At 56.6% G+C, this 24,364-nt stretch carries 25 protein-coding genes and 1 riboswitch; of the genes, 4 read left to right on the top strand and 21 right to left on the bottom strand.

The genetic code is table 11. From position 1 onward, the window contains the following. Positions 1 to 26: 26 nt before the first annotated feature. Both J9253_RS07285 and J9253_RS07290 read right to left on the bottom strand, forming a co-directional pair. Positions 27 to 827, bottom strand: a complete 801-nt coding sequence (locus J9253_RS07285) for a TOBE domain-containing protein (protein WP_228291533.1) — start codon at positions 825 to 827, stop codon at positions 27 to 29. 238 nt (positions 828 to 1,065) lie between these two features. Further along, complete coding sequence (locus J9253_RS07290; protein WP_202717158.1) at positions 1,066 to 1,416, bottom strand: winged helix-turn-helix domain-containing protein; 351 nt, start codon at positions 1,414 to 1,416, stop codon at positions 1,066 to 1,068. Positions 1,417 to 1,508: 92 nt separating this feature from the next. Between J9253_RS07290 and J9253_RS07295 the strand changes: the two genes are divergently transcribed. Beyond that, the gene (locus J9253_RS07295) at positions 1,509 to 2,117 is read left to right on the top strand and encodes a PDC sensor domain-containing protein (RefSeq protein WP_210223962.1); all 609 of its coding nucleotides are present in this window, start codon (positions 1,509 to 1,511) and stop codon (positions 2,115 to 2,117) included. Here the strand turns inward: J9253_RS07295 and atzF are convergent. From atzF to J9253_RS07335, 8 genes are all read right to left on the bottom strand, one after another. Continuing rightward, positions 2,038 to 3,960, bottom strand: coding sequence for an allophanate hydrolase (gene atzF / locus J9253_RS07300; protein ID WP_228291534.1), 1,923 nt, complete (start codon positions 3,958 to 3,960; stop codon positions 2,038 to 2,040). The two genes, J9253_RS07295 and atzF, sit on opposite strands and share 80 nt — an antisense overlap. Next, on the bottom strand, positions 3,878 to 7,474 hold the full coding sequence (gene uca / locus J9253_RS07305) for an urea carboxylase (RefSeq protein ID WP_210223963.1): 3,597 nt from the start codon (positions 7,472 to 7,474) through the stop codon (positions 3,878 to 3,880). Before uca ends, atzF begins: the two co-directional genes overlap by 83 nt. 18 nt (positions 7,475 to 7,492) lie before the next feature. Next, a complete protein-coding gene (locus J9253_RS07310) occupies positions 7,493 to 8,131 on the bottom strand; it encodes an urea amidolyase associated protein UAAP2 (RefSeq protein WP_210223964.1) in 639 nt (212 codons plus the stop codon). 10 nt (positions 8,132 to 8,141) lie between these two features. Beyond that, a complete protein-coding gene (locus J9253_RS07315; protein ID WP_210223965.1) occupies positions 8,142 to 8,897 on the bottom strand; it encodes an urea amidolyase associated protein UAAP1 in 756 nt (251 codons plus the stop codon). Further along, a complete protein-coding gene (locus tag J9253_RS07320) occupies positions 8,890 to 9,663 on the bottom strand; it encodes an ABC transporter ATP-binding protein (RefSeq protein ID WP_210223966.1) in 774 nt (257 codons plus the stop codon). The genes J9253_RS07315 and J9253_RS07320 overlap by 8 nt, the downstream gene beginning before the upstream one ends. Next, the gene (locus tag J9253_RS07325; protein WP_210223967.1) at positions 9,660 to 10,481 is read right to left on the bottom strand and encodes an ABC transporter permease; all 822 of its coding nucleotides are present in this window, start codon (positions 10,479 to 10,481) and stop codon (positions 9,660 to 9,662) included. Before J9253_RS07325 ends, J9253_RS07320 begins: the two co-directional genes overlap by 4 nt. Positions 10,482 to 10,505: 24 nt before the next feature. After that, on the bottom strand, positions 10,506 to 11,570 hold the full coding sequence (locus J9253_RS07330; protein WP_210223968.1) for a putative urea ABC transporter substrate-binding protein: 1,065 nt from the start codon (positions 11,568 to 11,570) through the stop codon (positions 10,506 to 10,508). A 62-nt stretch (positions 11,571 to 11,632) separates the two neighbouring features. Further along, a riboswitch (guanidine-I (ykkC/yxkD leader) is annotated at positions 11,633 to 11,741 on the bottom strand. Between the two features lie 189 nt (positions 11,742 to 11,930). Next, positions 11,931 to 12,266 carry a rhodanese-like domain-containing protein gene (locus tag J9253_RS07335; protein ID WP_210223969.1) on the bottom strand — a complete coding sequence of 112 codons (336 nt, stop codon included), beginning with the start codon at positions 12,264 to 12,266 and terminating at the stop codon, positions 11,931 to 11,933. A 246-nt stretch (positions 12,267 to 12,512) separates the two neighbouring features. Here J9253_RS07335 and J9253_RS07340 point away from each other — a divergent pair, with 246 nt between their 5' ends. Next, a complete protein-coding gene (locus J9253_RS07340) occupies positions 12,513 to 12,836 on the top strand; it encodes a GIY-YIG nuclease family protein (protein WP_210223970.1) in 324 nt (107 codons plus the stop codon). A 17-nt stretch (positions 12,837 to 12,853) separates the two neighbouring features. On the opposite strand, the gene J9253_RS07345 is transcribed toward J9253_RS07340, so the two are convergent. From J9253_RS07345 to rsxA, 11 genes are all read right to left on the bottom strand, one after another. Continuing rightward, positions 12,854 to 13,198, bottom strand: coding sequence for a hypothetical protein (locus J9253_RS07345; protein ID WP_210223971.1), 345 nt, complete (start codon positions 13,196 to 13,198; stop codon positions 12,854 to 12,856). After that, positions 13,188 to 14,891 (bottom strand): ATP-binding protein, encoded by a 1,704-nt coding sequence (locus tag J9253_RS07350; RefSeq protein ID WP_210223972.1) that lies wholly within the window; start codon positions 14,889 to 14,891, stop codon positions 13,188 to 13,190. The genes J9253_RS07345 and J9253_RS07350 overlap by 11 nt, the downstream gene beginning before the upstream one ends. 20 nt (positions 14,892 to 14,911) lie before the next feature. Further along, positions 14,912 to 15,292 carry a hypothetical protein gene (locus J9253_RS07355; RefSeq protein WP_210223973.1) on the bottom strand — a complete coding sequence of 127 codons (381 nt, stop codon included), beginning with the start codon at positions 15,290 to 15,292 and terminating at the stop codon, positions 14,912 to 14,914. A 99-nt stretch (positions 15,293 to 15,391) separates the two neighbouring features. Beyond that, positions 15,392 to 15,721, bottom strand: coding sequence for a (2Fe-2S) ferredoxin domain-containing protein (locus tag J9253_RS07360; protein ID WP_210223974.1), 330 nt, complete (start codon positions 15,719 to 15,721; stop codon positions 15,392 to 15,394). Between the two features lie 18 nt (positions 15,722 to 15,739). After that, the gene (locus J9253_RS07365; RefSeq protein ID WP_210223975.1) at positions 15,740 to 16,015 is read right to left on the bottom strand and encodes an RnfH family protein; all 276 of its coding nucleotides are present in this window, start codon (positions 16,013 to 16,015) and stop codon (positions 15,740 to 15,742) included. After that, positions 16,012 to 16,650 carry an electron transport complex subunit E gene (locus tag J9253_RS07370; protein ID WP_210223976.1) on the bottom strand — a complete coding sequence of 213 codons (639 nt, stop codon included), beginning with the start codon at positions 16,648 to 16,650 and terminating at the stop codon, positions 16,012 to 16,014. Before J9253_RS07370 ends, J9253_RS07365 begins: the two co-directional genes overlap by 4 nt. Beyond that, on the bottom strand, positions 16,647 to 17,273 hold the full coding sequence (gene rsxG / locus J9253_RS07375) for an electron transport complex subunit RsxG (protein WP_210223977.1): 627 nt from the start codon (positions 17,271 to 17,273) through the stop codon (positions 16,647 to 16,649). The genes J9253_RS07370 and rsxG overlap by 4 nt, the downstream gene beginning before the upstream one ends. Further along, positions 17,273 to 18,274 (bottom strand): RnfABCDGE type electron transport complex subunit D, encoded by a 1,002-nt coding sequence (locus J9253_RS07380; protein ID WP_210223978.1) that lies wholly within the window; start codon positions 18,272 to 18,274, stop codon positions 17,273 to 17,275. The genes rsxG and J9253_RS07380 overlap by 1 nt, the downstream gene beginning before the upstream one ends. Next, the gene (gene rsxC, locus J9253_RS07385) at positions 18,271 to 19,761 is read right to left on the bottom strand and encodes an electron transport complex subunit RsxC (RefSeq protein WP_210223979.1); all 1,491 of its coding nucleotides are present in this window, start codon (positions 19,759 to 19,761) and stop codon (positions 18,271 to 18,273) included. The genes J9253_RS07380 and rsxC overlap by 4 nt, the downstream gene beginning before the upstream one ends. Further along, positions 19,758 to 20,294, bottom strand: a complete 537-nt coding sequence (rsxB, locus tag J9253_RS07390; RefSeq protein ID WP_210223980.1) for an electron transport complex subunit RsxB — start codon at positions 20,292 to 20,294, stop codon at positions 19,758 to 19,760. Before rsxB ends, rsxC begins: the two co-directional genes overlap by 4 nt. Positions 20,295 to 20,310: 16 nt before the next feature. Continuing rightward, positions 20,311 to 20,889, bottom strand: coding sequence for an electron transport complex subunit RsxA (gene rsxA / locus J9253_RS07395; protein ID WP_210223981.1), 579 nt, complete (start codon positions 20,887 to 20,889; stop codon positions 20,311 to 20,313). A gap of 245 nt (positions 20,890 to 21,134) precedes the next feature. Between rsxA and nifL the strand changes: the two genes are divergently transcribed. After that, positions 21,135 to 22,703, top strand: coding sequence for a nitrogen fixation negative regulator NifL (gene nifL / locus J9253_RS07400; RefSeq protein WP_210223982.1), 1,569 nt, complete (start codon positions 21,135 to 21,137; stop codon positions 22,701 to 22,703). Then, complete coding sequence (gene nifA / locus J9253_RS07405) at positions 22,700 to 24,262, top strand: nif-specific transcriptional activator NifA (protein WP_210223983.1); 1,563 nt, start codon at positions 22,700 to 22,702, stop codon at positions 24,260 to 24,262. Before nifL ends, nifA begins: the two co-directional genes overlap by 4 nt. Positions 24,263 to 24,364: the final 102 nt, after the last annotated feature.

Raw genomic sequence — 24,364 nt, forward strand, 5'->3', positions numbered from 1 at the left:
GCTAGTGAGGAAAAATCAGTTGTTTATCAATTGGATACAGCAATGATAATGTGCGATGCCTTGATCAAAGCGCAGGCTTTGTCCCCGACTTTCAGTTCCATATCCTGCACACTGTCGTTGGTAATAATCGCGGTGACGGTTTTGCCACCGGGTAATTCAATGATGACTTCGGCATTGACCGCACCTTCTTGCAAGCTGACGATCGTGCCGCGCAAATTGTTGCGGGCGCTGGTTTTGATCTTGCCGTCGTCCTTGGCGAGGATCACCCACGGGGCTTTGACCAGTGCGTAGGCTTGTACGCCGGGGGCAAGGCCAAGATGGTCAACGCTGTTGTGGGTAATGACAGCAACGAGTTCGTCACCGCCACCAATGTCGAGGATGACTTCGGAATTAATCGGCCCGTTGGTCACTTTGGTGACAGTGCCAAGAAACTGGTTCCGGCTGCTGGTTTGCATGTCGAATTTCCTTATCAGTTGAAAATATTGCTCGAAATTGTCCGCCACCTGCCCCAGTTGCGAGAGGATACGGGCGTGTTCTTTTTCCAGATGGCGGTAAACCATCACCATGCGCCGCCCGTAAGCGGTCAGGTTGGTGCCGCCGCCGTGTTGTCCACCCGCTTGCCGTTCGACCACGGGTTCTTCTGACAGGTTGTTGACCATTAGCACCGCTTCCCACGCGGCTTTGTAGCTCATCCCCATCGCTTTGGAAGCGGCGGAAATTGAGCCGGTGGCATCAATGCGTTCCAGTAATTCCAGATAGTCCCAGCGTCGCCCGTGGCGTAACGGGGTTGCCATCAGTTGTTGCATTTGCTTGGTGATTTCTTTCATACGGCCTCCGTTATTACCTGCTACCACATAACGGGTTACACAAGTTTCCGATTTTCAAATCCTACATAGCAAAAGCCATGCCACGAGAACAATCTCAATATTTTCAATTATTTGATAAAATAACTATCTGTCGCAGACCTAACAAATTTCATAATCCTGTTGGATTTACTACGTTATGTTGTTGTAGTGCATAACCATTTCGCTATTCCCAAAAAAACATAACGAGTAGCAAAAAATTTTACAGGGTCAGGGATTCAGAACGCTTTGCCAGAAAAGCGTCAAAATCAGCGCGGACTGCATGGTAAAGCGCAATGGCTTTTTCGCCCGTTTCGGTAAGGCTTGCGCCGCCGCCGCCCTTCCCGCCCGTGGCACTGCTGACCAGCGGCGTGTGGCTGTACGTGTTCATTGAGTTGACGAGTGCCCATGCTTGGCGGTAAGACATTTCGATGGAGCGTGCCGCCGCGCTGATCGAGCCGTGTTCTCGGATACGTTCCAGCAAGGCAACACGGCCTTGACCGAGGAAGGTTCCTTGAGGGCTTTCGATCCAAAAGCGTCCGCGCAGGTGGTAGGTGTTGGGTACTGTATTCATGGTTTCGTTATGTATCATAAAACATAACGGCAATGCAATGGCATGGATATTGCTGCAACTGCACAAAATAACCTGAGAAAGGGAGCTAAGCTATGTCTGAAATGAGTTACATCCAGATCATCGAGCATTACCACCAACACACCGCCTCGATCAACGAGCTGATGGGGTCTATCCTCAGCGGCATCAACGACGAAACCTTGTTTCAAGATGAGGCTCGCCAACAGAAAGCCATTGATTGCCTTATGGAAAGTTACCCGTTTGTGGACTTGCCCTACACCCTCGACCCTAGCGGGCAGCAACTCAGCCACAATGTCGCCCCCGGTAACACCTTGGCTGATCAGCAAGGCGGCGTGGGCAAAGACCGCAGCCACCGCCCGTATTTTCTACAAGCCAAAGACAGCCGTGCCACCATCGTCACTGCACCGTATTTGTCGGTTGCCAGCCGCAGCTTGTGCATTTCGGCGGCGGTGGAGGTGCGTTCTGCTACCGATGTCTTGCTGGGTTACATCGTGCTGGACATTGATTTGTCACGCACCATCGAGTTTTTGATGGGCGATTCGCAGCGGCTCAAGTTCAGTGTGCTGTTTAAGAGCATCTACGCCGCGATTGCGCTGGGCTTGTTCAGTGTGGTCGGGCTGTTGTTCTATTTTTCGTTGGAAGGCCAGCCGCCATATACGCCCGCCAGCCCCCCAATTGCGTAATATCGGTCGCACTTGCCAGCGCATACGGCTCGCAAATAAACCCGCTGTACCAGCGCCCATCAGCCAGTTCCACCTTGCCTATCCCCAGCGGGGCGGGGATACCCGCCACAAACGAGCCGAATTGCGCGGTGGGCAAACGCCAGATTTCCACCTCAATCGCCCTGCCATCCGCTTCATCCCTGACCATGCCGGGGCGGAATGGCGGGCCACCTGCCAAGGCATACAGGCGGTAACAGGCCGCGCTGTACGTTTTCGTCACCAACTCGCCACCGCGCTCGGTCAACTGCCAGTTCAGCGGCAAACCTTGCAAGTGTGCGCCGCATACCACTACCTCAATCCGGTCATCAACACCAACCGCAGGCGCGGTTGAAGCGGGCAATGCCACTCCCGTTGCCCCCAAGGGCAGTTGCAAGGCTTGCTGCCAACGGTTGGCAAGGCTCAGCAAACGATTGTCGCTAAACGCCCGCGCAAACAAGGTCACGCCAAACGGCAAACCATTTTCCATAAAGCCCGCAGGCATTGCCACCGCCGCACAATCCAGCAAATTCATGAAATTGGTGTAATACCCCAGATGGCTATTGAGGCGGATCGGGTCGGCTTCGACCTCAGCAATGGTGTACAGCGTTCCGGCAGTCGGTGTCAGCAGGCAATCGAAATGCGCCAGAATCGGCGTCACCTGCTGGATATAGGCTTGCAACTGGTATTGCGCCCCAAACAGATCTTCCGCCTTCGCCTCGACCTGACCGGCAAGGATGTCGCGGATCACTGGCAACATCGCCGCAGGATCAACGCCTGCGGTAGCAATGCGCCGCTCCGCCACCCAAGGGCCTTCGTACAGCAGCTTTGCCGCTTGCAGAAAAGGGGTAAAATCCAGCCGCTGACATTCGCCGCCCAGACCCTCCAATTTCTCCACCGCCGCCGCGAAACAGGCTTGCGCACTGGCATTGCCAAAGAATTGCAATTGCTCTGCCAACGGAACGGCAAAACGGAACGCAGGCTTGGCAGGCATACCGTAATTGCGCCGGTTGGTATCCGGGTTGGGGCGGGCATAGGCATCTTGCGCATCAAACTGGGCAGTCAGTGCCAATACTTGGGCTGCATCATCGGTGGTGGCGGCAAAAATACTCACGCAATCCAGACTGCGGCAGGCTGGCACAACCCCGCGCGTACTCAGCAAACCCTTGCTGGGTTTCAGCCCCACAATATTGTTGAATGCCGCTGGCACACGCCCCGAACCTGCGGTATCCGTTCCCAAGGCAAACGTTACCAGCCCCAACGCTACTGCCACCGCCGAACCGGAACTCGACCCACCAGACAGGTAGTTCGGGTTGAAACTGTTGCGGCACGCCCCCCACGGCGAACGTACCCCCACCAAGCCGGTAGCAAACTGATCCAGATTGGTTTTCCCCAATGGAATGGCCCCCGCCTTGAGCAATTGCGCCACCACAAACGCATCCTCGGACGGCACGTAAGCAAACTCGGCGCACCCCGCAGTGGTCGGAATCGCGGCAAGATCGATATTGTCCTTGATCGCAAACGGCACGCCATACAAAGGCAAAGTATCCGGGCTATGCCCTTCCAGCGCCTCCAGATAAGGCTGAAGCTGTTCCCGGCTCAGGCGCGTGATCCAGATATGGTGCTCAGCATAGCTGTCACAGCGGATCAGCAGTTCATCCAGCAATTGCGCAGGCGTTAATGTGCCGCTGCGATAGGCTGCCTGAAGTGCCGGAATCGTCAGGTTGAGTATCGACATTGCCATATTATTGCACCTCCAGTACCAGTAAACGTTCGCCCGCCGCCACTTGCGCCCCGGCTTGGCGTTGCAGGGATAACACCACGCCATCGCACGGTGCTTCCAGTTTGATCTCCATTTTCATCGCCTCCAGTATCAGCAGGGTATCGCCAGCCTTGACCGCCATCCCCGGCTCGACCAGCACTTGCCAGATGGAACAGGCCAGCGGGCTATCCACCGCAGTGTGGTGTTCATCGAGGGTTTCGCGTTCGGCTTCGGCGTTTCCAGCTTGCGATTCGCTTTCAAAATGGAATTGCCCGCTGTCGATCCAGTGCTGCAATTCGGTGTCAAACGCCGCCTGCCGGTGCGCAGTGAACGTAGCAATATCAGCGCGGTTTTGCTCCAGCAAGGCATTGTAGTCACGCAGGCTGAAGGTGGTTTCCTCAATGCGCAGCGGGTAACGGCCTTGCGGGAAATCCTGACGGATACGCTGCAATTCCTCGTGGCTGACTTCATAGAAACGGATTTGGTCGAAAAAGCGCAGCAACCACGGCTGGGTAAACTCGCGGGTCTGGCGGTAACGGTTCCACATTTGCAAGGTACGCCCGACAAACTGGTAGCCACCGGGGCCTTCCATGCCGTAGACGCACAGGTAAGAGCCGCCGATACCCACTGAATTTTCCGCTGTCCAGGTGCGTGCCGGGTTGTATTTGGTCGTCACCAGCCGATGACGCGGGTCAAGCGGCGTGGCAACTGGCGCACCCAGATACACATCGCCCAAGCCCATCACCAGATAACTCGCTTCAAACACAATCCGCTTGACCTCCTCAAGCGACGCCAGCCCATTGATGCGGCGGATGAATTCGATATTGCTCGGACACCAGGGCGCATCCTTGCGCACCGACTGCTGATATTTGGCAATGGCTTCACGGCAGGCGATGTCATCCCACGACAGGGGCAGATACACAATGCGGGCAGGCACTTGCATATCCTCAATGCCTTGCAGGGCTTGTTCCGCCCGTTCCAGCCATGCCAGCAACGCCTCCACAGACAAGGTTTGGCTGTCGTAATGCACTTGCAACGAACGGATACCGGGGGTGAGTTCGCGCACGCCCTCGATTTGCTGTTCCTGCAACCACAACATCAACGCATGGACACGGAAACGCAGGTTAATGTCCAGCACCATTGCGCCGTATTCGACCAGCAGGTAGTGGTCGCCGCAGGGGCGGTAGGTGATACCGACGGGGTGTTGGGTGGGTGGAATGGATTTGAGGATAGGCGTTGCCCGACTTGTCGGACTAAAGTCCGACCTACGCAGTGGTTGCAACCCATTAATCGCTTGCTGTTGCGCCCGCTCCAACGCCACCGCATCCGCCAGCGACACTGGCACAAACCGCACTTTGTCGCCTGCCCGCAATTGCCCCAGTTTCCACAGTTCGGCAGTAATCACCGTGGCAGGGCAAACAAATCCGCCAAGGGACGGACCATCCGGCCCCAGAATCACTGGCATATCGCCAGTAAAATCAATCGTGCCAACCGCATAGGCATTATCGTGCAGGTTGGACGGGTGCATCCCCGCTTCGCCGCCATCGGAACGCGCCCATTGCGGTTTGGGGCCAATCAGGCGGATGCCGGTACGGCTGGAGTTGTAATGCACTTCCCAGTCGGTGGCAAAAAAGGTGTCGATGTCCTGCACGGTGAAAAAATCCGGCGCACCGTGGGGGCCGTAGATCACCTTGATTTCCCAGTCAGTACTTATCTCCGGCAACAGGCTGGCAGGCAAGGTTGCAATTTCCGGCAACACCACTGGCAAGGTCGGCAGGTGCAACACATCGCCACTGCGCAACACCCTTCCGGCGTGTCCGCCAAATTGCCCCAGCGTGAAAGTGGCGCGTGACCCCAGATAGTGCGGGCATTGCACCCCGCCTTGCAGCAGCAAATACGCCCGCGTGCCAGCGGCTTGCACCTTGCCCAGCTTCAGGGTGCTGCCTGCGGCTACGGTGATGACTTGCCAGAATGGAATAACAACGCCATCCAGCGTCGCTTCCATCTGCGCCCCCGTTAGCACCATGCGGGTAGCGGTGTTGAAGCGCAAGGTCGGGCCACTCAAGGTAATTTCCAGCCCCGCACACTCCTGCGCATTGCCCAGCAAACGGTTGCCGAGACGGAATGACCAGGCGTCGAAAGGCCCCGAAGGTGGCACGCCAATATCCCAATACCCTTGCCGCCCCGGATAATCCTGCACGCTGATTTGTGTGCCGGGGGCAAGCACATCCACGCTGTGCGGCTGCCAAGCCAGACTGTTGAGGTAACGGGTGGTGATGTGTCCGGCGCGGAAGGTGTCGGTTGCCAGCACTTGCCGCACGTAGGCGATATTGGTTTCAATGCCGTAAATCTCGGTGGCAGCGAGTGCGGCATCCAGTTGCTGACAGGCAGCCGCCCGATCCGGCGCGTGGCAGATGATTTTGGCCAGCATCGGGTCGAAAAACGGTGAAACGGTCATACCCGCCTCAATCCAGTGGTCAATACGCAAACCGGCTGTCTGCGGGAATGCCACATGGCTGAGCAACCCGGCGCACGGCTGGAATTGCTTGTTGGGGTCTTCGGCATACACACGGGTCTGGATAGCGTGCCCATTGGCGCGTAACGCTTCAGTCGGGAACGCGAATTCACCCGCGCCCAGTTCCAGCATCCAGCGCACAATGTCCACGCCGTACACCTGTTCGGTGACACCGTGTTCTACCTGCAAGCGCGTGTTCACCTCCAGAAAATAGAACGCAGCGGTTTGCTGGTCGTAGACATATTCCACCGTGCCTGCGCTGCGGTATTGCACGGCACTCATCAGCCGCACCGCTACGGCTTGAAGTTCGTGGCGCACCGCATCCGGCAAATTGGGCGCTGGGGTTTCTTCGATCACTTTCTGGTTGCGGCGTTGCGCGGAACAGTCGCGTTCACCGAGAGCCAACACCTGCCCCTGCCCATCGCCGAACACTTGTACTTCGATATGGCGGGCGTGGGTAATGAATTTTTCGAGGAATACGCCGCTGTTGGCGAAATTGTTGGCCCCCAAACGCCGCACCGATTCATACGCGGCACTGAGTTCAGCAGCATTGTCACAGCGTTGCATCCCGATACCGCCGCCACCGGCAGTGGATTTCAGCATTAGCGGGTAGCCAATGCTTTCGGCGGCGGCAAGGGCAGCGTCAAGCGAGTCGAGCAAATCCGAACCCGGCAGTAACGGCACCTGATTGTGCAAGGCCAGTTCCCGGGCGCGGTGTTTCAAACCAAACGCTTCCATTTGCGCCGGGGTTGGCCCCAGAAACACAATGCCTGCGGCTTCGCAGCGTTGCGCAAACGCGGTATTTTCGCTGAGGAAACCGTAGCCCGGATGCACGGCTTGTGCGCCACTGGCAGCGATGATTTCCAGCAAACGCGGCTGGTTCAGATAGGTTTCTGCCGCCGAACCTTCGCCCAGTGACCAGGCTTCGTCGGCGTATTGAACATGCAGGGAATCGCGGTCGGCTTCGGCATACACCGCCACCGCTTTGACCCCCAGCGCACGCAGGGTACGGATAATACGCACGGCAATCGCGCCGCGATTGGCAATCAGGACTTTGTTGAACATGGCAGTCTTCCCGCTGGGTTAATTCCAGATCAGCACGTCGATCGGGGTCGGATTGTAGGCATTGCACGGGTTATTGAGCTGCGGGCAGTTGGAAATCAGCACAATCACGTCCATGTGCGCCCGCATTTCCACGTATTTGCCCGCATCCGAAATGCCATCGGCAAAGCTCAAACCCCCGTCAGGCGTGACCGGCACATTCATGAAAAAATTGATATTATGGGTAATGTCGCGCTTGCTCATGCCGAATTCGGGGTGGGAAGCCACCGCCAGCATCCAGCTATCGCGGCAGGCGTGCATACACTTTTTTTCCAGCGCGTAACGCACGGTGTTGGATTCGGTGGCGCACGCCCCACCCAGGGTATCGTGCCGCCCGCAGGTATCGGCAGTGATTTCCAGCATCACATTGCCAAGATTCGACAGCAAAGGCGTACCCGCCGTCAGGTACACATTGCCCTGCTCGCGGATGGTATCCACGGCTGAATAACGCTCCGACGGGTCAGCCGCGTTGTAAAACAGGGTATCGGCAGCCTGATTGCCTTCCCGATCGAGAATGCGCAGGGTTTGCCCCGCCTTGACCACCTGCATCCAGTAATCACCCGCTGGAACGGTTGCGCGGTAACGGGCAGCGGCTGCCTGTAATGGACTTTCCTTGATCATGAGTGCCTCCTCAACAGCAGCCGTGCGGGTGCTTGCCCTGTAAATGGTAGATGTGGTTGTTCTGGAATCCGCGCTGGTTTTCCGGGCGGAAGTTCATGCAGTAATCGTCTGCGGCGACCGGGGCAGCCGTGTGTAGCTGGTAGGCAATCGGCTTTTTGGGGTATTCCGCCGCCGGGTTCAATGGGTGTGGGCAGGTGTGGAACAGCACTAGCGTATCCATTTCAAAGCGCAGTTCAACGCTATCGCCTGCCTTGCTGTGGTCGGGGACGAAATGCAGGTTGCCATCATCATCCGGCGCAACCTTGCTGAACAGGTTGAGGTTGGCTGCCATGTCGCGGCGGTTGAGGCCGTATTTTGCCAGTTCCACCAGAAAGGCTTGTTCGCCACTGATGATCCAGTCGTTGCGGAAATCCTGATAGGTTTTCACCCCCCATTTGCGTTGCAGTGCGGCGGTACTCAGGTTGCCGCCGACGGTATCGTGCCAGCCGACGCTATCGGCCACGATGGAGCAGAAAATCCGCCCCATGTCGGAATACAGGCAATGCCCACGGGTCAGTTTGAAGGTGTGCTGGCATTTGAGGGTGTCGGGGGCATTGTAGCGTTCCAGCTTTTCCAGCGGGTTATAGAACAACATGCCGACATTCGCGCCACCTTCCAGGTCAATCAGGCGCAGGCTGGTTCCCTGCCGTAGCAGTAATGACCAGTGTGCGCCGCCGGGGATGCGGTCTTCATACAACAAGGTAGAGGGGGAAGGGGTTTCAGTCATGGTTGGCTCCCAGCGATTGTTGGATGGTCTGCAAGGTCATCCGGTCGGTATGCCCAAGCGGAATGTCGTAGGTAATGGTGGCCCCAAAGCGGTTGGGGGCTTGCGGGTCGTGCCGCCGTTTGTCGAATACCCATAGGCGCGTGCCGAGGTAAAAACCTTCCTTGAGGTCGTGGGTAATCATGAAAATGGTCAGGCCGGTCTGTCGCCAGATGGAGAGGATCAACTGGTGCATATCGGCACGGATACCGGGGTCGAGTGCGCCGAACGGCTCATCCAGCAACAGGATACGTGGCTTTTTAATCAGGGCTTGCGCGAGAGCCAAGCGTTGCTGCATCCCACCGGACAGTTCCGACGGGTATTTGAGCAAAGCTGTCCCCAAACCGACCGATTCCAGCATCGCCACTGCTTGCTCACGGATGGCGCGACGGCGTTTGCCAAAGGTGCGTCCCCAGAAAGGTGAAGCTGCCAGTTCTGCCCCCAGCATGACGTTTTCCAGCACATTCAAATGCGGAAACACCGAATAACGCTGGAACACGATACCGCGATCCGCATTGGGTTCATGCGGCAAAGGTTTGCCATCCAGCAGCAAGTCGCCACGGGTAGCGGTTTCTACCCCCAGCAGCAGTTTCAGGAAGGTGGTTTTGCCACAGCCGGACGTGCCGACCACGGTAATGAATTCCCCTGCCTTGACCGCCAGACTGACGTTTTCCAGCACCACATTGTCGCCGTACTCTTTCCACAAGTGGCGGGCTTCGATGACGTTCATGGTTTGCCTCCGTGGTAGTACCAAGGGAAGCTGCGCCGGGTCAGCACCCGCAACAGGTAATCGGTGAGGAAGGCCAGCAAGGTAATCCACAGCACATAGGGCAAAATCACATCCATCGACAGGTAGCGGCGCACCAGAAAAATCCGGTAGCCCAAACCTTCGGTGGCTGCAATCGCTTCGGCGGCAATCAGGAACAACCACGCCGAACCCAGACTCAGGCGCACCGCATCCAGCAAACGCGGCAATACTTGCGGCAAGATCACCCGCAGGATCAATTGCCAGCTACTCGCCCCGAGGGTTTGCGCCTTGATGAACTGTTCTTCCGGCAATTCCAGCACCCGTTGCTGCATGTCCCGGATCAGGTAGGGCGCGATACCAATCGTAATCAGCGCCACCTTGGAGACTTCCCCCAAGCCGAACACAATGAACAGCACCGGCAAAATTGCCATCGGCGGAATCAGTGACAGAGCCATCACCAGCGGCGAAAGCCCTGCCCGAAACAGTGGAACCGCGCCATTGGCCACCCCAATCACCAGCCCCATCAAGGCACTCAGCAAGACACCCAAGCCCAGCCGTTGCAAGCTGGCGAGGGTATCGACCCACAACAGGTAGTTGCTGCTGCGCTTGTCGGCTTCAAACGCCATGCTCCAGATGGCTTCGCCAATGCTGCTGAAAGCGGGCAACAGTTTGTCGTTCGGGTTGGCTGCCAGCCGCAGTTCCGATGCCCACAGATAGGCCAGCAACAGCAAGGCAAAGGGCAAAATCCCCAACGCAAGCTGGGCGGCGCGGGATGGATGCTGGTTAATGAGTCTTTTCATGGCACGGTTCCCCTGTGCGTTCGCTTACAGGCTACTGTCTGCTGCCATTTTCATGTAGGTGCTATCAAAGCGCAGTTTGACATTGGCCTTGTCGCCGGTAATGTTGTCGCCACTGAACGCCATGCCCACCGTACCGGCATCTTTGGCCCCACTGCCCAGCAAGCCATGGTCAAACGAAAACTGGCTGACCAGTTGCATGGTTTTGGGCAGTTCCGCACTGTCGGTGAAAGCCACCGCATCCGCTGGGGCGTAGAACATTTTGGTGGCATCCAGTTGTGCTTTGTAACCTGCCAAATCCGTACCGGAGGCTTTCGCCATCGCTGTCAGGGCGGTTTCGTCGCCTTGTTTCATCAAGCCCATGATTTCATACCATGCACCGACCAGGGCTTTGCCGAGTTTGGGGTTGTCTTTGAGGGTATCGCTGTTGACCACCATCAGGTCGATGATTTCGCCGGGAATTTCGCTGGAATCGAACACCTTGCTGGTATCCGGCAGCGCAGTGATTTCAGACAGCAACGGATTCCAGGTCACGGCAGAGGTCACATCGCTGGAGCTGAAGGTGGCGACCATATCGGCATCCGAGGTATTGACCACGGTAATGTCTTTTTCCGACAGGCCGACTTTTTCCAGACCGCGTGCCAGCAGGTAGTGCGAAACCGAGAGTTCCACCAGATTGACTTTCTGCCCCTTGATGTCAGCCAGCTTCTTGTCTTTGCCCTTGAGGACTACCCCGTCGTTGCCGTTGGAAAAGTCGCCTACAATCAGCGCGGTGGAATCGACCCCGCCTGCTGCCGGAATGGTCAGCGCATCCATATTGGTCATGACGCAGCCATCAAAACCGCCAGCGGTGTACTGGTTGATGGATTCGACGTAATCGTTGATTTGCACAATATCGACGCTGATGCCGTATTTGTCCGCCCATTTTTTCATGATGCCGGAACTGTCGGCGTAATCCCACGGCATCCAGCCTGCGTAGATCGACCAGGCAATTTTGAAGGAATCTTTGGCTTCAGCCTGAGCGTTGAGGCTGAACAGGAGTGCAGGTATGAGCAGCAAGGCGCTGAGTTTGTTACGGAAATGACCAGTCATCAGAGTATCTCCACAGTTTCGGTTCAAGATAAATACGGCACGCGAGAGTATCCATAACGATAACCTCCCGGGCTTTTATCCCGCCGTGTAACCTTGCTGTGAAGGTCGGTTGCTCTCGGACCAGCATCGCCAAGCTACTGCTTGCCAACCGGAACCCTAGCGACCTATTTGCCAAATTGTCCTGCGAGCGGCTCAATGGTCAAGGTGACTGATTACTCTCGCGCATGGAAAAGACAATGCAAGTGTTGTGCCATGTGTGAAGTGGCGGTTTTATTGGTGTTGGGGCGCGAAAGATGGAGCTAGATGCACTATTGGCGTGAGTGCGACGGGGTGTTTGCCCTGTCAGAGTGCAGCCTAAAATCATCCGGTGCTGGCTGACAGGCTCACTTCCTGACGATCGCGGAAGCTTACCCATGCCTGCCAGCCGCCTTCCAGATTGTAGACTTGGGTGTAACCGAAACCACCCAGCAAGCGGCACAGGTCACGGCTGCTGTTGCCGTGGTAGCAATAGACCAGCACCGGCTGCGCCTTGTTCCTGCCCCGGATCAGGCGGGCAATGTTCGCCTCGTCAGCGGGTTTGGCATTCGGCAAATGCCCTTGAGCAAAACTGTGCGGGTCGCGGGTATCCAGCACCACCAGGTCGGCTTGCTCCAGCAATTCAGGCACTTGCTCTGCCAATAGCGATTCATAACTCATGGTCAAACTTTTTCTTCCAACATTTACCCGATAATGCCGGGTTCTGTTGCAAGGTGTGTGCCATTTCTCAAGGCATTGATTTTCAAATGACTTTAATCTTGGGCGTTGTTGGTTTTGCGACAAGTGAAATTTGTAACACCCGATATGCTGGGCTATACAGGGTGAAATCAGTGGACAAAATCAATTGAAGAGATAGCATGACGGGTAACTATTTATGCTGCGGAGTACGAAAAATCATGAAGCCAGATGATGCGCCCAAATAAAGATACCGTCATTTCATGGGGTTGCGTTTTCAAAATCACGTTTCCCAATGGGAAAATTTATGTCGGTAGCGACACTGCCTGCACTGCACGTCTCGATTTTTTCAAATATTTTGGCTCGCCTCGTAAGGCTAAAACTGACATGCTTCACGAATTAGGCACATACCTGACGACGGGTGATGCTTATGTTCTTCAGAAGGAAATTCTTTATGCCCAAGAAGACGTAAGAGTTGGTGACATACTTCGGATGGAACAGCAATACATAAAAGCCCTAAATGCTAAAGACCCCAATATCGGCTACAACAGGTAATAGGCAGGTAACTTACATCACCCAAACACCCCCTCCGCCCGAATCATTCCCTTAAACCCCTTCATCACCGGGCGGGAAATAATCGTTTCCGCCAACACGCGCTTTTCATACACAAATTCCCGAATATCGTCATCCTCATGGGAATGTCGGGCAGTTTCGATCAGCGCATGAATATCCGTCCCTAAAATCACTCCAGGGCAGCCTTTCACCGCGTCATACAGCAACGCCATGACGGCCTTTTCCTCCGCATCCATCTTGCACTTGCCATCGAGGATTTTGAGCATGACGGCGGTGGCGCAATCGACATGGGCGGGCGAGAGCGGATGTTCCAGCACCCACTGGCGCACATACTCAGCAGTCATGTGTCAGCTCCAAGCCACGGAACATGCTACAGCATTTGAACACTGCCAGCGTCGGCGGCACGGCTTTGTGGTGGCAGTATTTGGCAACCAGTTTCGCCAAGCCCTTGATGTCGCGCCCGCTGGCATCCGGGAACAGTTCCGCAAGCTGGTGGATCAGGTCAGTGTCGATTGCCAGCCCGAATTGTTCGGTCATCACGCGCCAGATTTTGCGGCGGTCTTCGAGGCCGGGCGGATGGTATTTAATCAGGGCAATGCAGCGCGAAATGATGGCTTCGTCAATGTCGTCCACCCGGTTGGTGGTGAGGAACAGCAGGCCATTGAAGTATTCCAGCACCCGCAAAAACACCCCGACCACCGCATTGGCGGCAATATTGTCCTGACGGCGCTTGATGTACACGTCGGCTTCGTCGATCAGCATCACCGCGCCCCAGCGTTGCGCCCGTGTCAGGGTGTTTTTCAGCGCGGTTTCCATTTCCCCCACGTTCAAACCCAGTTGCCCGGAATGCACCCGGTAGAGCGGGCGTTTGATGATTTCGGAATAGACTTCGGCGGTCAGGGTCTTGCCTACCCCCGGCGGCCCGGCGCACAGCACAGTCGTGCCGCCGGATTTGCCTTCCACGATGTCGTCCATCAGCACGTCCATTTCGGCGGTGAGGATGTCGATCAGGTCGGTTTGTTCGGGCGGCAGGATCAGCTTGTCCTTGAGTTCGGGCTGGTACACATAGGGTTGCATGTCATCGACGTGTACCCACAAATGCTGGTGCAGTTCGAGGTGGAAGGCGAGGATGTAGCCATGCACCGGCAATTCGGTAAATAGCCCCGGTGGAATGTCGGTTTGCAGGGCTTCGGTAGCGTTTTCGACCTTGCTGTTGTAGTTGTTGCTGCGCCCCGCCTTGCGCAAGTATTTGCCGAGAATGTCGCCGGAAGCATCCAGCGTCAGCACCCGTTCCTTGATGATTTCTTCGTCGTTAACCAGCCGCGCCCAGCCACCGCCAGACGACAGCACCACCACGTTTTTGCGTGCCCAGTCGGTATTGCGGTGGGTGGCAGTCGGGTCTTCGGCAACAATGCCTGTGCCACGCCCGGAGAACTGCCGCCCGTAATCGGCACGCCACGTGAAATAACGTTCGGCGGAGTGTTCGTAAGCGGCGATCAGTTCCGGGGTTTCCTTGAAGAAGCCTTTGGCGGCGAGCATTTCGGGGATGGTTTGCCCAATCATGTCGCGTTCGCGGATCATCAGGTTGACGGTAGCAACTTTCGCCATGCTGTTGGCTTTGAGGTCAAGCAGGATGCGTCCCGTCTCTTCTTCGCCCGGTGGAGTGAAATCAATCCGTGCCAGCAAAAACGCCAGCGGCTTGCCTGCATTATTGGCCTTGAACAGCCAGCCCCGGATGCCGTCGCGGATCAGGAATTCGGTAATGTCGGGCACGAGGCGTTCCAGTTCGCCTTCCTGATAGCGTTTGCCGCCGCCGTGCAGGGCGCGTTGCAGGGTGGCAAGCTGGGCAGCCCGCCCTTGCATGGCAGCCCCCGCCACTGCGTACAGACTATGCAGGAAAGCGAGCTGGGGCGCGGAGAGCTGCTGGCAAGGCCACTCGGCTTTGTTGCCGAATTTCAGTTGCTCTTGCAGCAGCGCAAGCTCAGGAAATTCGCGGACTAAAGCTTCGACGTAGGGGCGTTCGATCTGGAGTTTCATTGCAGCATATCACGCATGACCTACTCCCCCAACGCAGGCAATAAACGCGGGTCGCCCTTGATGTCGTCACCCTTGCCCCACGCTGTCACCGCCTCCACAAACCACTGGCGCTTGGTCGGGTGCGGTTGCAACACGTCGTATTCGGCAAAGAACGTCCCATCCGCATGGAACAGCAGCGAACCCGTTTTGTAGCCGCTGGTGGGGTGCATCCACACCCCCAGCAGCGAATCCAGCCCCGAAAACGTATCGCGTTGCAGGCTGTATTGCACATGGCTACCTAGCGTCACCTCGGCACGTTCGGGCGGAAAACCCAGCTTGATGATTTGCCGATTGAGTTCCGCACAAATGCTGACGGCTTGTGGCGCAGCCACCTTGATTTTATCTGCCAAACTGTCGTTCATGGTCGCTCCGTAGGGTGGGTGGAGCGGAACGCGATACCCACCGTTTCATAAAGGTATACCGAAGATGGTGGGTATCGCATTCGCTCCACCCACCCTACATTAGCCCCAATGCTCAGCAGGCATCAGCAAACTTTCTACCGGCTGACCACCCACCAAATGCTGGTCAATTACCGTAGGAATATCCGCCTGCGTAATGCCGCGATACATCACCCCTTCCAGGTAAACCAGCACGCTGACGCCCTGATTACACGGCCCCATGCAGCCGGTGGAGGTGAGCTGCACCTTGTTGTACAGCCCACGCTGATCCAGTTCCATACTAAATGCGGCATACACCGAAAAGGCGTCCCGGTCTGCCCCGCACGAACCGCGCGGATGCCCCTGCGGGCGTTGCTGGGTACAAATAAAAACGTGTTTCTCTGGCTTCGCCATTACCTACTCCTTGTTGCACTATTCGTCATCATTATTGCGGTCACGCCGCTCCACTGTCTCCGGGTCAGCCGTAATCGGGCGGTAAATCTCCACCCGGTCACCATCCTCCACCTTGGTATCCAGCTTGCTGACCTTGCCAAAAATTCCCACGGCCTGATTCTCCAGATCAATATCCGGGAACTGCTTGAGCAAGCCGGAAAACTCAAGAGCTTCTTTGATGGTGCTACCATCCGGCACTTCCAGCTTCAACCACGTTTGCTTGAACTTATCCGCGTAAGCAATTCCTACGTTCATGTTTTTCTCCCATCCCACACCCGTTTCCCCGCCAGCAGGAAACCCAGTGCCATAAACCCACCCGGCGGCAAAATCATCAACAAAAAGCCTTTGTAATCGGGGATAATAGTCAGTTCCATAAAGGAAAACGCCTTGCCCAGCAACAGCGATGCACTGGCAAACAACGTGCCGCTACCCAGCACTTCGCGCACCCCGCCAAGGATCACCAACGCCAGCGTGAACCCCAGCCCCATCATCAGCCCGTCCACCATTGACGGCACCAGCGAGTTCTTGGATGCATACGATTCCGCCCGCCCCAAAATCGCACAGTTGACCACGATCAGCGCGATGAACAAGCCCAATACCTTGTAAAGCTCATGCACCCACGCATTCAGTGCCATATCCACCAGCGTCACCAGTGTCGCAATCAGCACAATGTAAACCGGAATCCGCACCGCTGGACTGACAATATTGCGCACCGACGACACCAGCAGGTTGGAAACCACCAACACTGCCGTGGTTGCCAGCCCCATCCCCAAGCCATTGGTCGCGGTGCTGGTCACAGCCAGCGTCGGGCACAGTGCCAAGCCTTGCGCGAACACCACATTGTTGTCCCACAACCCATCACGGGTGAGGCGTGCATAATCGGTACTCATGGTTTTACCTCCAGCATTTCCGCCTTGTGGGCTTCAAAGAATTGCAATGCTTCGTGCAGGCTTTTCACCACCGCACGCGGGGTAATGGTTGCACCGCTGAACTGATCAAATTGCCCGCCGTCTTTTTTCACTTTCCACTGGTCTTCGGGCGGATTGCCCAAGGAAAGCCCGGTGAACTTGGTAATCCAGTCAGCCTTGGCGGCTTCGATCTTGTCACCCAGCCCCGGTGTTTCCTTGTGTGACAACACCCGCGTACCAAGGATTTTGCCTTCCGGGTCAAGTGCAATGATGGTGCGGATTTCGCCCGCGTAGCCGAAGCCGACGGTTTCCCACACCAGCGCGGTGACTTTGCCTGCTTTAGTGCCTTGGTAAACCTTGACCTCCTTGCCATCTGCGCCCATCAATAGCAAGGGTTTGGCGACGATGTTGTTATCGTGCAAATCATCCGGCACGACTTGCGCCAGTGATTGTTGCAGGTCTTCCATCTTGCGCTGCGCAATCGGTTCGCGGGTGGCGTTATCCACCCCCAACAGCAAAGCGGCGGCAATCGCGGCACACGCACCCAACAGGATTGCTTGGTAGGGAATGCGTTCCAGCAACGGGGTTTTGGCTTCAGTCGTCATTATTTGTTCTCCCCGCTGGCATAGTTGAGGGGTTCACCCTTACGGTCACGCCCGTAAATGCGTGGGCGGAAATAGTGGTCAATCAGCGGGGTAACAGCATTCATGAGCAATACCGCGAACGCCATGCCTTCCGGGTAGCCTGCCCAGGTGCGAATCACGTACACCAGCAAGCCACAGCCCACGCCGAATATCAGTTGTCCGGTCGGAGACACAGGGGATGTGACCAGATCAGTAGCGATGAAGAACGCACCTAACAAGGTAGCCCCCGCCAGCAAATGCACTTCCACACCGGGGTAAACATCAGGGTTAACAGCGTGCATGATCCCCGCCAACACCAACAGCGTGCCAATTATCGACACAGGAATGTGCCAAGTAATAATGCGTTTCCACAGCAGGAACAAGCCGCCAAGCAGCAGCAATACCGACGAGGTTTCGCCCATGCTGCCGCCCATCATTCCCAGCCCCATGTCGCTGACACTCGGCAAAATGTCGGCAAGGCTCGTCAAGGTATGCCCCTGCCCGGTTTCAGTACGGATATGCCCCAGCTGGGTCGCACCGCTAACCCCATCGACTGTCACCCACGTGGTCATTTCCAGCGGGAAGGAAATCAGCAACGCCACCCGCGCTACCATTGCCGGGTTGAACAGGTTTTGCCCGATGCCACCGAACACTTGCTTGCCAATAATGATGGCGAGAAACGCGCCCAATAGCCCAATCCACCAGGGCGCAGTCGGTGGCAAACTCATTGCCAGCAACCAGCCGGTGAGAATCGCCGAACCGTCGCTAAGGTATTTGCCTACGGGCTTGCCCATGATTTTCAGCGCTATCGCCTCCGCCAGCACGCAGCCGAGGATGGTGATCAAAAACAGGCTGATGGCAGGCAAACCGAACAGGTACAAGCCGAAAACGGTCGCGGGGGCAAGTGCCAGCATCACCAGCAACATGGTGGTGTGGACACTTTTGCCGGAATGGGTGTGTGGGCTGGAAATCAATAGGCTCATGCGCTTGCCTCCTGTGCGGTTTTGGCAGCAGCCGCCGCTGCGGCAGCTTTTTTGGCTGCGGCTTCGCGTTTGCGGCGTTCCATCATTTCCTTCTTGGCACGTTCTTGGGCTGCCATGCGTTCGTTGCGCTGTTCAATCAGGCGTTTGGTTTCGTCCTGCTTGTGCTTGGCGCGTTGGCGGCTGGCGAGTTCACCTTTGGCGTAGTTGAAATATTGCACCAGCGGAATGTGCGCGGGGCAAACGTAGGAACACGAACCGCAAGCGATGCAATCCATCAGCCCCAGTTTGGTGACGGCATCGAGGTTGCCAGCGCGGGCATTGGCTGCCATTTCCAGCGGCAACAACCCACACGGGCAGGCTTGCACGCAACTGGCGCAGCGGATGCAGGGCGATTCCTGATTTTCCGACACCTCTTTGGCTGTGAGGGCGAGGATGCCGTTGCAACCTTTCACCAGCGGTACGCGGGTATCGGGCAGCAGGTTGCCCATCATCGGCCCACCACTGATCAGGCGGGCAGGTTCGACGTTGAAACCTTCGCAATGGTCGATCACGTCCTGCACTTTTGTACCGAGCAATACGCGCAGGTTGCGTGGCTGGCGCACTGCCCCGCCGGAAACGGTAACGACGCGGGAGACTAACGGTTTACCTTCTCGTAAAGCATCGCGGACTGCCAGCGCGGTTGCCGGGTTATGCACCACAATGCCAATGTCAGCGGTCAAGCCGCGTGCAGGCGTTTCCAGCCCGGTGAGGGTTTGCACCAGATGCTTTTCCGACCCCATCGGGTAGCGCATCGGTAAGCCGACGACCTGGATGTTGGGGAAGACGGTGGCGGTTTCGCGCATCGCGGCTTGCGCTTCGGGCTTGTTGTTTTCGATGCCGATGATGATGTTTTCCACCCCCAGTGCGTAAGCCATGATGCGGATGCCGTCGATGGTATGCGCGGAATATTCGCGCATCAGGCGGTCGTCGCAGGTCAGGTAGGGTTCGCATTCCGCGCCGTTGATCACCAGCGTGTGCAGCTTGTAACGGTTACGCAGGTTGAGTTTGACGGCGGAGGGGAAGGTTGCGCCGCCCATGCCGACGATTCCGGCAGCGGCAACGCGAGTGGCGATTTCGGCAGGTTCGAGCGCGAACGGGTCAGCGGGTGGGTTGAGTTCGCCCCACTCATCCTTGCCGTCGGGTTGCAGGGTGATGGTGTGTACCGACAGGCCGGAGGCGTGGTGCGCGGGGTAATGCCCGACCCCGACGATGCGCCCGGAGGTGGGGGCATGGATGGGCGCGGAAATCATTCCTTGGCTGTTAGCCAGCAATTGCCCTTTGAGGACGTGATCGCCGCGCTTGACCGCCGGTTTCGCCGCTGCGCCAATGTGCTGCTGCAAAGGAATGTGCAATAAGCTCGGCATCGGCAGGTTTTCGATGGCTTTGTCCTCGCTCAGGATCTTGCAATCGTGCGGGTGTACGCCGCCACGGATGCTGAATAATTTCATACTGCAACTCCTGTCATGATCGGACTCGGCCAATACCACGTCTGCACCGTATGCGTCAGCGGGCGCATCTCAATACATTCCGTTGGGCAAACCTCAAAGCACTTCTCACAGCCGGTGCAAGCATCCGCAAACACCGCATGAATCTGCTTGGAACTGCCCACAATGGCATCCGTCGGGCAACGCTTAAAGCACTTGGTGCAGCCGATGCACAAGTTTTCATGCACATACGCAATCATCGGCCCCTTATCCGCCACGCCGGAAAGATCAATGCTGACACCCAGCTTCGCCGCCAGTGTTTCCGCCAACGCCTTACCACCGGGCGGGCAAGCAGTCACGGGCGCTGCACCGTTGGCAATCGCTTCCGCCGCTGGCGCACAGCCGGGAAAACCACACTGCCCACATTGCGAACCGGGCATCAACGCCTCAATTTCTTCCTGTAACGGATTGCCTTCCACCTTGAAATATTGTCCTGCCAGCCCTAACAGCCCGCCCAGCAACAACCCCAAGGTCATCAGAATCAAAATCGCAGTCATGCTCTTTCTCCCTTTCCTATTGGCTCGCCAGCCCCGCAAAACCCATAAACGCCAGCGACAACAACCCGGCAACAATGAACGCAATCGGCAACCCGCCAAACGCCGCTGGCACTTGCGCCAACGCCAGCCGTTCACGCAAACCTGCAAAAATCACCAGCACCAAAGTAAACCCCACCGCCGACCCAAACCCATACAGCAAGGTTTGCAGAAAACTGTGCTGTTCTTGCACATTCAGCAGCGCCACGCCCAGCACCGCGCAATTGGTGGTAATCAGCGGCAGGAAAATCCCCAACACCTGATACAGCGCGGGCGACACCTTCTTAATCACCATTTCGGTAAACTGCACCATCGCCGCAATCACCAAAATAAACGACAAAATCCGCAGGAAACCCAGATCAAACGGCTGCAATACCCAGTGTTCCAGCATCCAGCCCGCCACCGACGCCAGCGTCAGCACAAACGTCGTCGCCATGCCCATGCCAATCGCCGAGTCAATCTGCTTGGAAACCCCCATGAACGGACAAAGCCCCAGGAACTTGACCAACACCACGTTGTTCACCAGTACCGTACCGAGCAAGATCATGAAATATTCCATCGCACATTCCCTGAGAATCATCTGTGAGGAAGGCAATGCAGGGAGCGTGCCAGCCGCTGCAAGCCTTGCGTGGCTTGGGTTTGCGGCGGATTTTGCGGGGTGGGGTTTGTGACAAAGGAGGGGAATTGTCGGGTTTGCGACAACGTAGGGTGGGTGGAGCGAACGCGATACCCACCATTTACCATGCGTTGTAGGGCTGGCACGCCTATTGCACCGCAATAAACACAGCAACCGTGGAAACCGTTATGCACAAGCCAAGCACCTCATTCGCCGAACACTACGCCGACCTCTCGCACATTGCCGGATTCGAGCATGTGACCCCCGGCTTATCGCTGCAAGCCATCCTTGAAACCGTGGAGCAAGCCCCGGTTGCGATTTCCATTACCGACACCCGCGCCAATATCCTCTACGTGAACAGCGCGTTTGAGGAATTAACCGGCTATTCCCGCGACGAGATTTGCGGGCAAAACGAATCGGTACTGTCCTGCAAAACCACACCGCTGGAAATTTACCGCACGTTATGGCGCACCATCCAAAGCGGCAAAGAATGGCGCGGTACGCTGATTAACCGCAACAAAGCGGGCGACCGCTACCTCGCCGAAGTCACCGTTGCGCCTGTGCTGGATGCTCAGCGCAATATCACCAACTTTCTCGGAATGCACCGCGACATATCGGTGATCCATAACCTCGAACAGCAACTCAAACACCAAAAAATCCTCTCCGACACCATTTTCGATCTCGCTCCGGCCATCGTGGTATTGCTCGATAGCAATCGTAATATCTTGATGGATAACAAAGCCTACAAACACCTCAAAGTCGAATTCGGTACAATCGAACCCATCCACCTATTCCTCGACGCACTCAAGGATCGCTTGCCCTCGCTTGACGGTGAAACCTTCGACAACTTCCACGATGTGCAAATCCGTTTCGACGCGCCCAATGGCAACGAATGCTGGTTCACCCTGTCCGGCATCCACGTCGAAGAACTCGACGATGCCGCCAAAAACTATTTCGCCCTAACCAGCAGCGGCGGGCATTACCTGCTGTTGGTTGCCACCGACATCACCACCCGCAAGGCCGAGCTGGAACGCGCCCGCATCCAACACCTCAAAGTGCAAATGGCGGAACAAGAACTCACCAGCAGCGTCCGCGAAACTTTGGCAGGCGCGATTTTTCAACTGGAAACTCCGCTCAACGTGATCCAAGCCGCTCTGGTCATGCCGCCCTCTTCCACCGAAGCCTTGTACCCGGTGCTGCAACAAGTGCTGGAATCGTCTTATCGCGCCATCAACGCCATGCGCATGGCAATCCCCAGAGCCGAACACGGCACGTATTCCTTGGTCAACATCAATCAGGTGCTCAAAGACTTGCTCATTATTGCCACCGACCGGATGCTCTCGGAAGGCGTGGTCGTCGATTGGCGACCCGAACCCGTGCTACCCACCATCATGGGCAACGAAGCCTCCTTGCGGCGCATGTTCAACTACCTGCTCGACAATGCCCTGCTCGCGCTGCACGAAGCGGGGCGCGTACACCGCGAATTGCGCATTCACACCCGTTTACACGACGACAGCATTAGCGTGGAAATCACCGACAACGGCATCGGCATTCCCCCCGCACTACGCCTGAAAGTATTTGAACCCTTCCACAGTGGCTGGAAACGCGGCAACGGCAATGTCGGCATGGGCTTGTGCATGGCGCAAGAAATCGTCAACAACCACGACGGCAGTATCAGCATCGACCCCGATTACCCCAACGGTTGCCGTATCCGCGTCAACCTACCCCTAAAAGCCAGCAACGGGGGGATGGAATGAGCCACGACAACGCGCAATTGCAACAAACCCTCAACTTGCTGGAAGACGAACTTGCCTGTATTTACGCCGTCAGCAAGGTGTTAAGCCGCTCCCTCAACCTCAAGGAAACCTTGCGCGAAGTGCTGCGCGTACTGCACGAAGAAGGCCAGCTCGAACACGGCATGGTCAGCTTGCTGGACGGCGATAGCGGCGATTTGCTGCTGCTGGAATTGCACCGTGCCGACAAACTTACCGTAGAAAACGTGCGCTACCGTGCAGGCGAAGGCATTATGGGGCTGGCGATTGAAATGGATAAGCCGCTGATTATCCGCAAGTTAGCCGACGAACCGCGTTTCCTCGACAAACTCGGCGTATACAACCCAGTGTTGCCGCTGATTGCCGTGCCGATCCGCGCCCGTGGCGATGAAATCGTCGGCGTATTAGCTGCACAACCGCCCGCTGAATTGCATTTGCTGGGCGAACGCCGCCGTTTCCTTGAAATGATTGGCAACCTGATCGGGCAAAATGTAGTCCTTGCCAACGAAGTCGCCAGCGACAAGCAGGAACTGCAAAAAGAACGCGACTCCTTGCGCCGCAAGGTCAAAGGCGAATCCGGTTTCGCCAACCTGATCGGACGCACCCGCGTGATGCAAGTCGTGTTCGACCAAGCGCGGCAAGTTGCCAAGTGGAACACTACTGTACTCATTCGCGGTGAATCCGGCACGGGTAAAGAGCTGATCGCCAACGCCATCCACTACCATTCACCCCGCGCTAATAATGCTTTCATCAAACTCAACTGCGCCGCTTTGCCGGACAATTTGTTGGAATCCGAACTATTCGGACATGAAAAAGGCGCATTTACTGGCGCGGTCAGCCAGCGCAAAGGGCGTTTTGAGCAAGCCGACGGCGGCACGCTGTTTCTGGATGAAATCGGCGAAATCACCCCCGCGTTCCAAGCCAAATTGCTACGGGTCTTGCAGGAAGGCGAGTTCGAGCGCGTCGGCGGTACGCGCACTCTCAAGGTCGAGGTGCGCGTCATCGCCGCCACCAACCGCAATCTGGAACAGGAAGTGCGGGCGGGCGAGTTCCGCGAAGACTTGTATTACCGCCTCAACGTGATGCCGATCATCATGCCGCCATTGCGCGAACGCTTAGAAGACATTCCCGACCTTGCCCGCTTTCTGGTCAATAAAATCAGCAACAAGCAAGGGCGACCACTGGATATTGGCGACAGTGCCATCCGTGCGCTGATGCACCACGGCTGGCCGGGCAATGTGCGTGAGCTGGAAAACTGCATGGAACGTGCCGCAATTCTCAGCACCGATGGGCATATTGACCAGCAAGTGATCCACCTGACGGGGTTGGATAGCCATTTCCCGGTAGAAACCAGCAGCACTACTGTCAAACAGCCACCCAAGATTGATCTGGATTCGCCGGATCTGGACGAACGTGAGCGCGTGATTACGGCTCTGGAAGAAGCGGGTTGGGTGCAAGCCAAGGCCGCGCGGTTGCTGAATATGACACCGCGCCAAATTGCCTACCGTATCCAAATACTCAATATTCAGGTGCGACAAATCTGATACCGACAAGTCCGACTCCACCTCCGGTATCTCCCTCTCCTCTGCGACCTTCGGGTCGCTTTTTTTCAGTCTCCATGACGGCGCATTTGCCGGAAGATTTCC

Origin of the sequence: Thiothrix litoralis, from assembly GCF_017901135.1 — a bacterium.
Lineage (GTDB): Bacteria > Pseudomonadota > Gammaproteobacteria > Thiotrichales > Thiotrichaceae > Thiothrix > Thiothrix litoralis.

Excerpts from the sequence above, each read along its gene's own strand:
- J9253_RS07285 (WP_228291533.1), bottom strand. The coding sequence starts at position 827 with ATGAAAGAAATCACCAAGCAAATGCAACAACTGATGGCAACCCCGTTA.
- J9253_RS07290 (WP_202717158.1), bottom strand. The coding sequence starts at position 1,416 with ATGAATACAGTACCCAACACCTACCACCTGCGCGGACGCTTTTGGATC.
- J9253_RS07295 (WP_210223962.1), top strand. The coding sequence starts at position 1,509 with ATGTCTGAAATGAGTTACATCCAGATCATCGAGCATTACCACCAACAC.
- atzF (WP_228291534.1), bottom strand. The coding sequence starts at position 3,960 with ATGGCGTGGTGTTATCCCTGCAACGCCAAGCCGGGGCGCAAGTGGCGG.
- uca (WP_210223963.1), bottom strand. The coding sequence starts at position 7,474 with ATGTTCAACAAAGTCCTGATTGCCAATCGCGGCGCGATTGCCGTGCGT.
- J9253_RS07310 (WP_210223964.1), bottom strand. The coding sequence starts at position 8,131 with ATGATCAAGGAAAGTCCATTACAGGCAGCCGCTGCCCGTTACCGCGCA.
- J9253_RS07315 (WP_210223965.1), bottom strand. The coding sequence starts at position 8,897 with ATGACTGAAACCCCTTCCCCCTCTACCTTGTTGTATGAAGACCGCATC.
- J9253_RS07320 (WP_210223966.1), bottom strand. The coding sequence starts at position 9,663 with ATGAACGTCATCGAAGCCCGCCACTTGTGGAAAGAGTACGGCGACAAT.
- J9253_RS07325 (WP_210223967.1), bottom strand. The coding sequence starts at position 10,481 with ATGAAAAGACTCATTAACCAGCATCCATCCCGCGCCGCCCAGCTTGCG.
- J9253_RS07330 (WP_210223968.1), bottom strand. The coding sequence starts at position 11,570 with ATGACTGGTCATTTCCGTAACAAACTCAGCGCCTTGCTGCTCATACCT.
- J9253_RS07335 (WP_210223969.1), bottom strand. The coding sequence starts at position 12,266 with ATGAGTTATGAATCGCTATTGGCAGAGCAAGTGCCTGAATTGCTGGAG.
- J9253_RS07340 (WP_210223970.1), top strand. The coding sequence starts at position 12,513 with ATGATGCGCCCAAATAAAGATACCGTCATTTCATGGGGTTGCGTTTTC.
- J9253_RS07345 (WP_210223971.1), bottom strand. The coding sequence starts at position 13,198 with ATGACTGCTGAGTATGTGCGCCAGTGGGTGCTGGAACATCCGCTCTCG.
- J9253_RS07350 (WP_210223972.1), bottom strand. The coding sequence starts at position 14,891 with ATGAAACTCCAGATCGAACGCCCCTACGTCGAAGCTTTAGTCCGCGAA.
- J9253_RS07355 (WP_210223973.1), bottom strand. The coding sequence starts at position 15,292 with ATGAACGACAGTTTGGCAGATAAAATCAAGGTGGCTGCGCCACAAGCC.
- J9253_RS07360 (WP_210223974.1), bottom strand. The coding sequence starts at position 15,721 with ATGGCGAAGCCAGAGAAACACGTTTTTATTTGTACCCAGCAACGCCCG.
- J9253_RS07365 (WP_210223975.1), bottom strand. The coding sequence starts at position 16,015 with ATGAACGTAGGAATTGCTTACGCGGATAAGTTCAAGCAAACGTGGTTG.
- J9253_RS07370 (WP_210223976.1), bottom strand. The coding sequence starts at position 16,650 with ATGAGTACCGATTATGCACGCCTCACCCGTGATGGGTTGTGGGACAAC.
- rsxG (WP_210223977.1), bottom strand. The coding sequence starts at position 17,273 with ATGACGACTGAAGCCAAAACCCCGTTGCTGGAACGCATTCCCTACCAA.
- J9253_RS07380 (WP_210223978.1), bottom strand. The coding sequence starts at position 18,274 with ATGAGCCTATTGATTTCCAGCCCACACACCCATTCCGGCAAAAGTGTC.
- rsxC (WP_210223979.1), bottom strand. The coding sequence starts at position 19,761 with ATGAAATTATTCAGCATCCGTGGCGGCGTACACCCGCACGATTGCAAG.
- rsxB (WP_210223980.1), bottom strand. The coding sequence starts at position 20,294 with ATGACTGCGATTTTGATTCTGATGACCTTGGGGTTGTTGCTGGGCGGG.
- rsxA (WP_210223981.1), bottom strand. The coding sequence starts at position 20,889 with ATGGAATATTTCATGATCTTGCTCGGTACGGTACTGGTGAACAACGTG.
- nifL (WP_210223982.1), top strand. The coding sequence starts at position 21,135 with ATGCACAAGCCAAGCACCTCATTCGCCGAACACTACGCCGACCTCTCG.
- nifA (WP_210223983.1), top strand. The coding sequence starts at position 22,700 with ATGAGCCACGACAACGCGCAATTGCAACAAACCCTCAACTTGCTGGAA.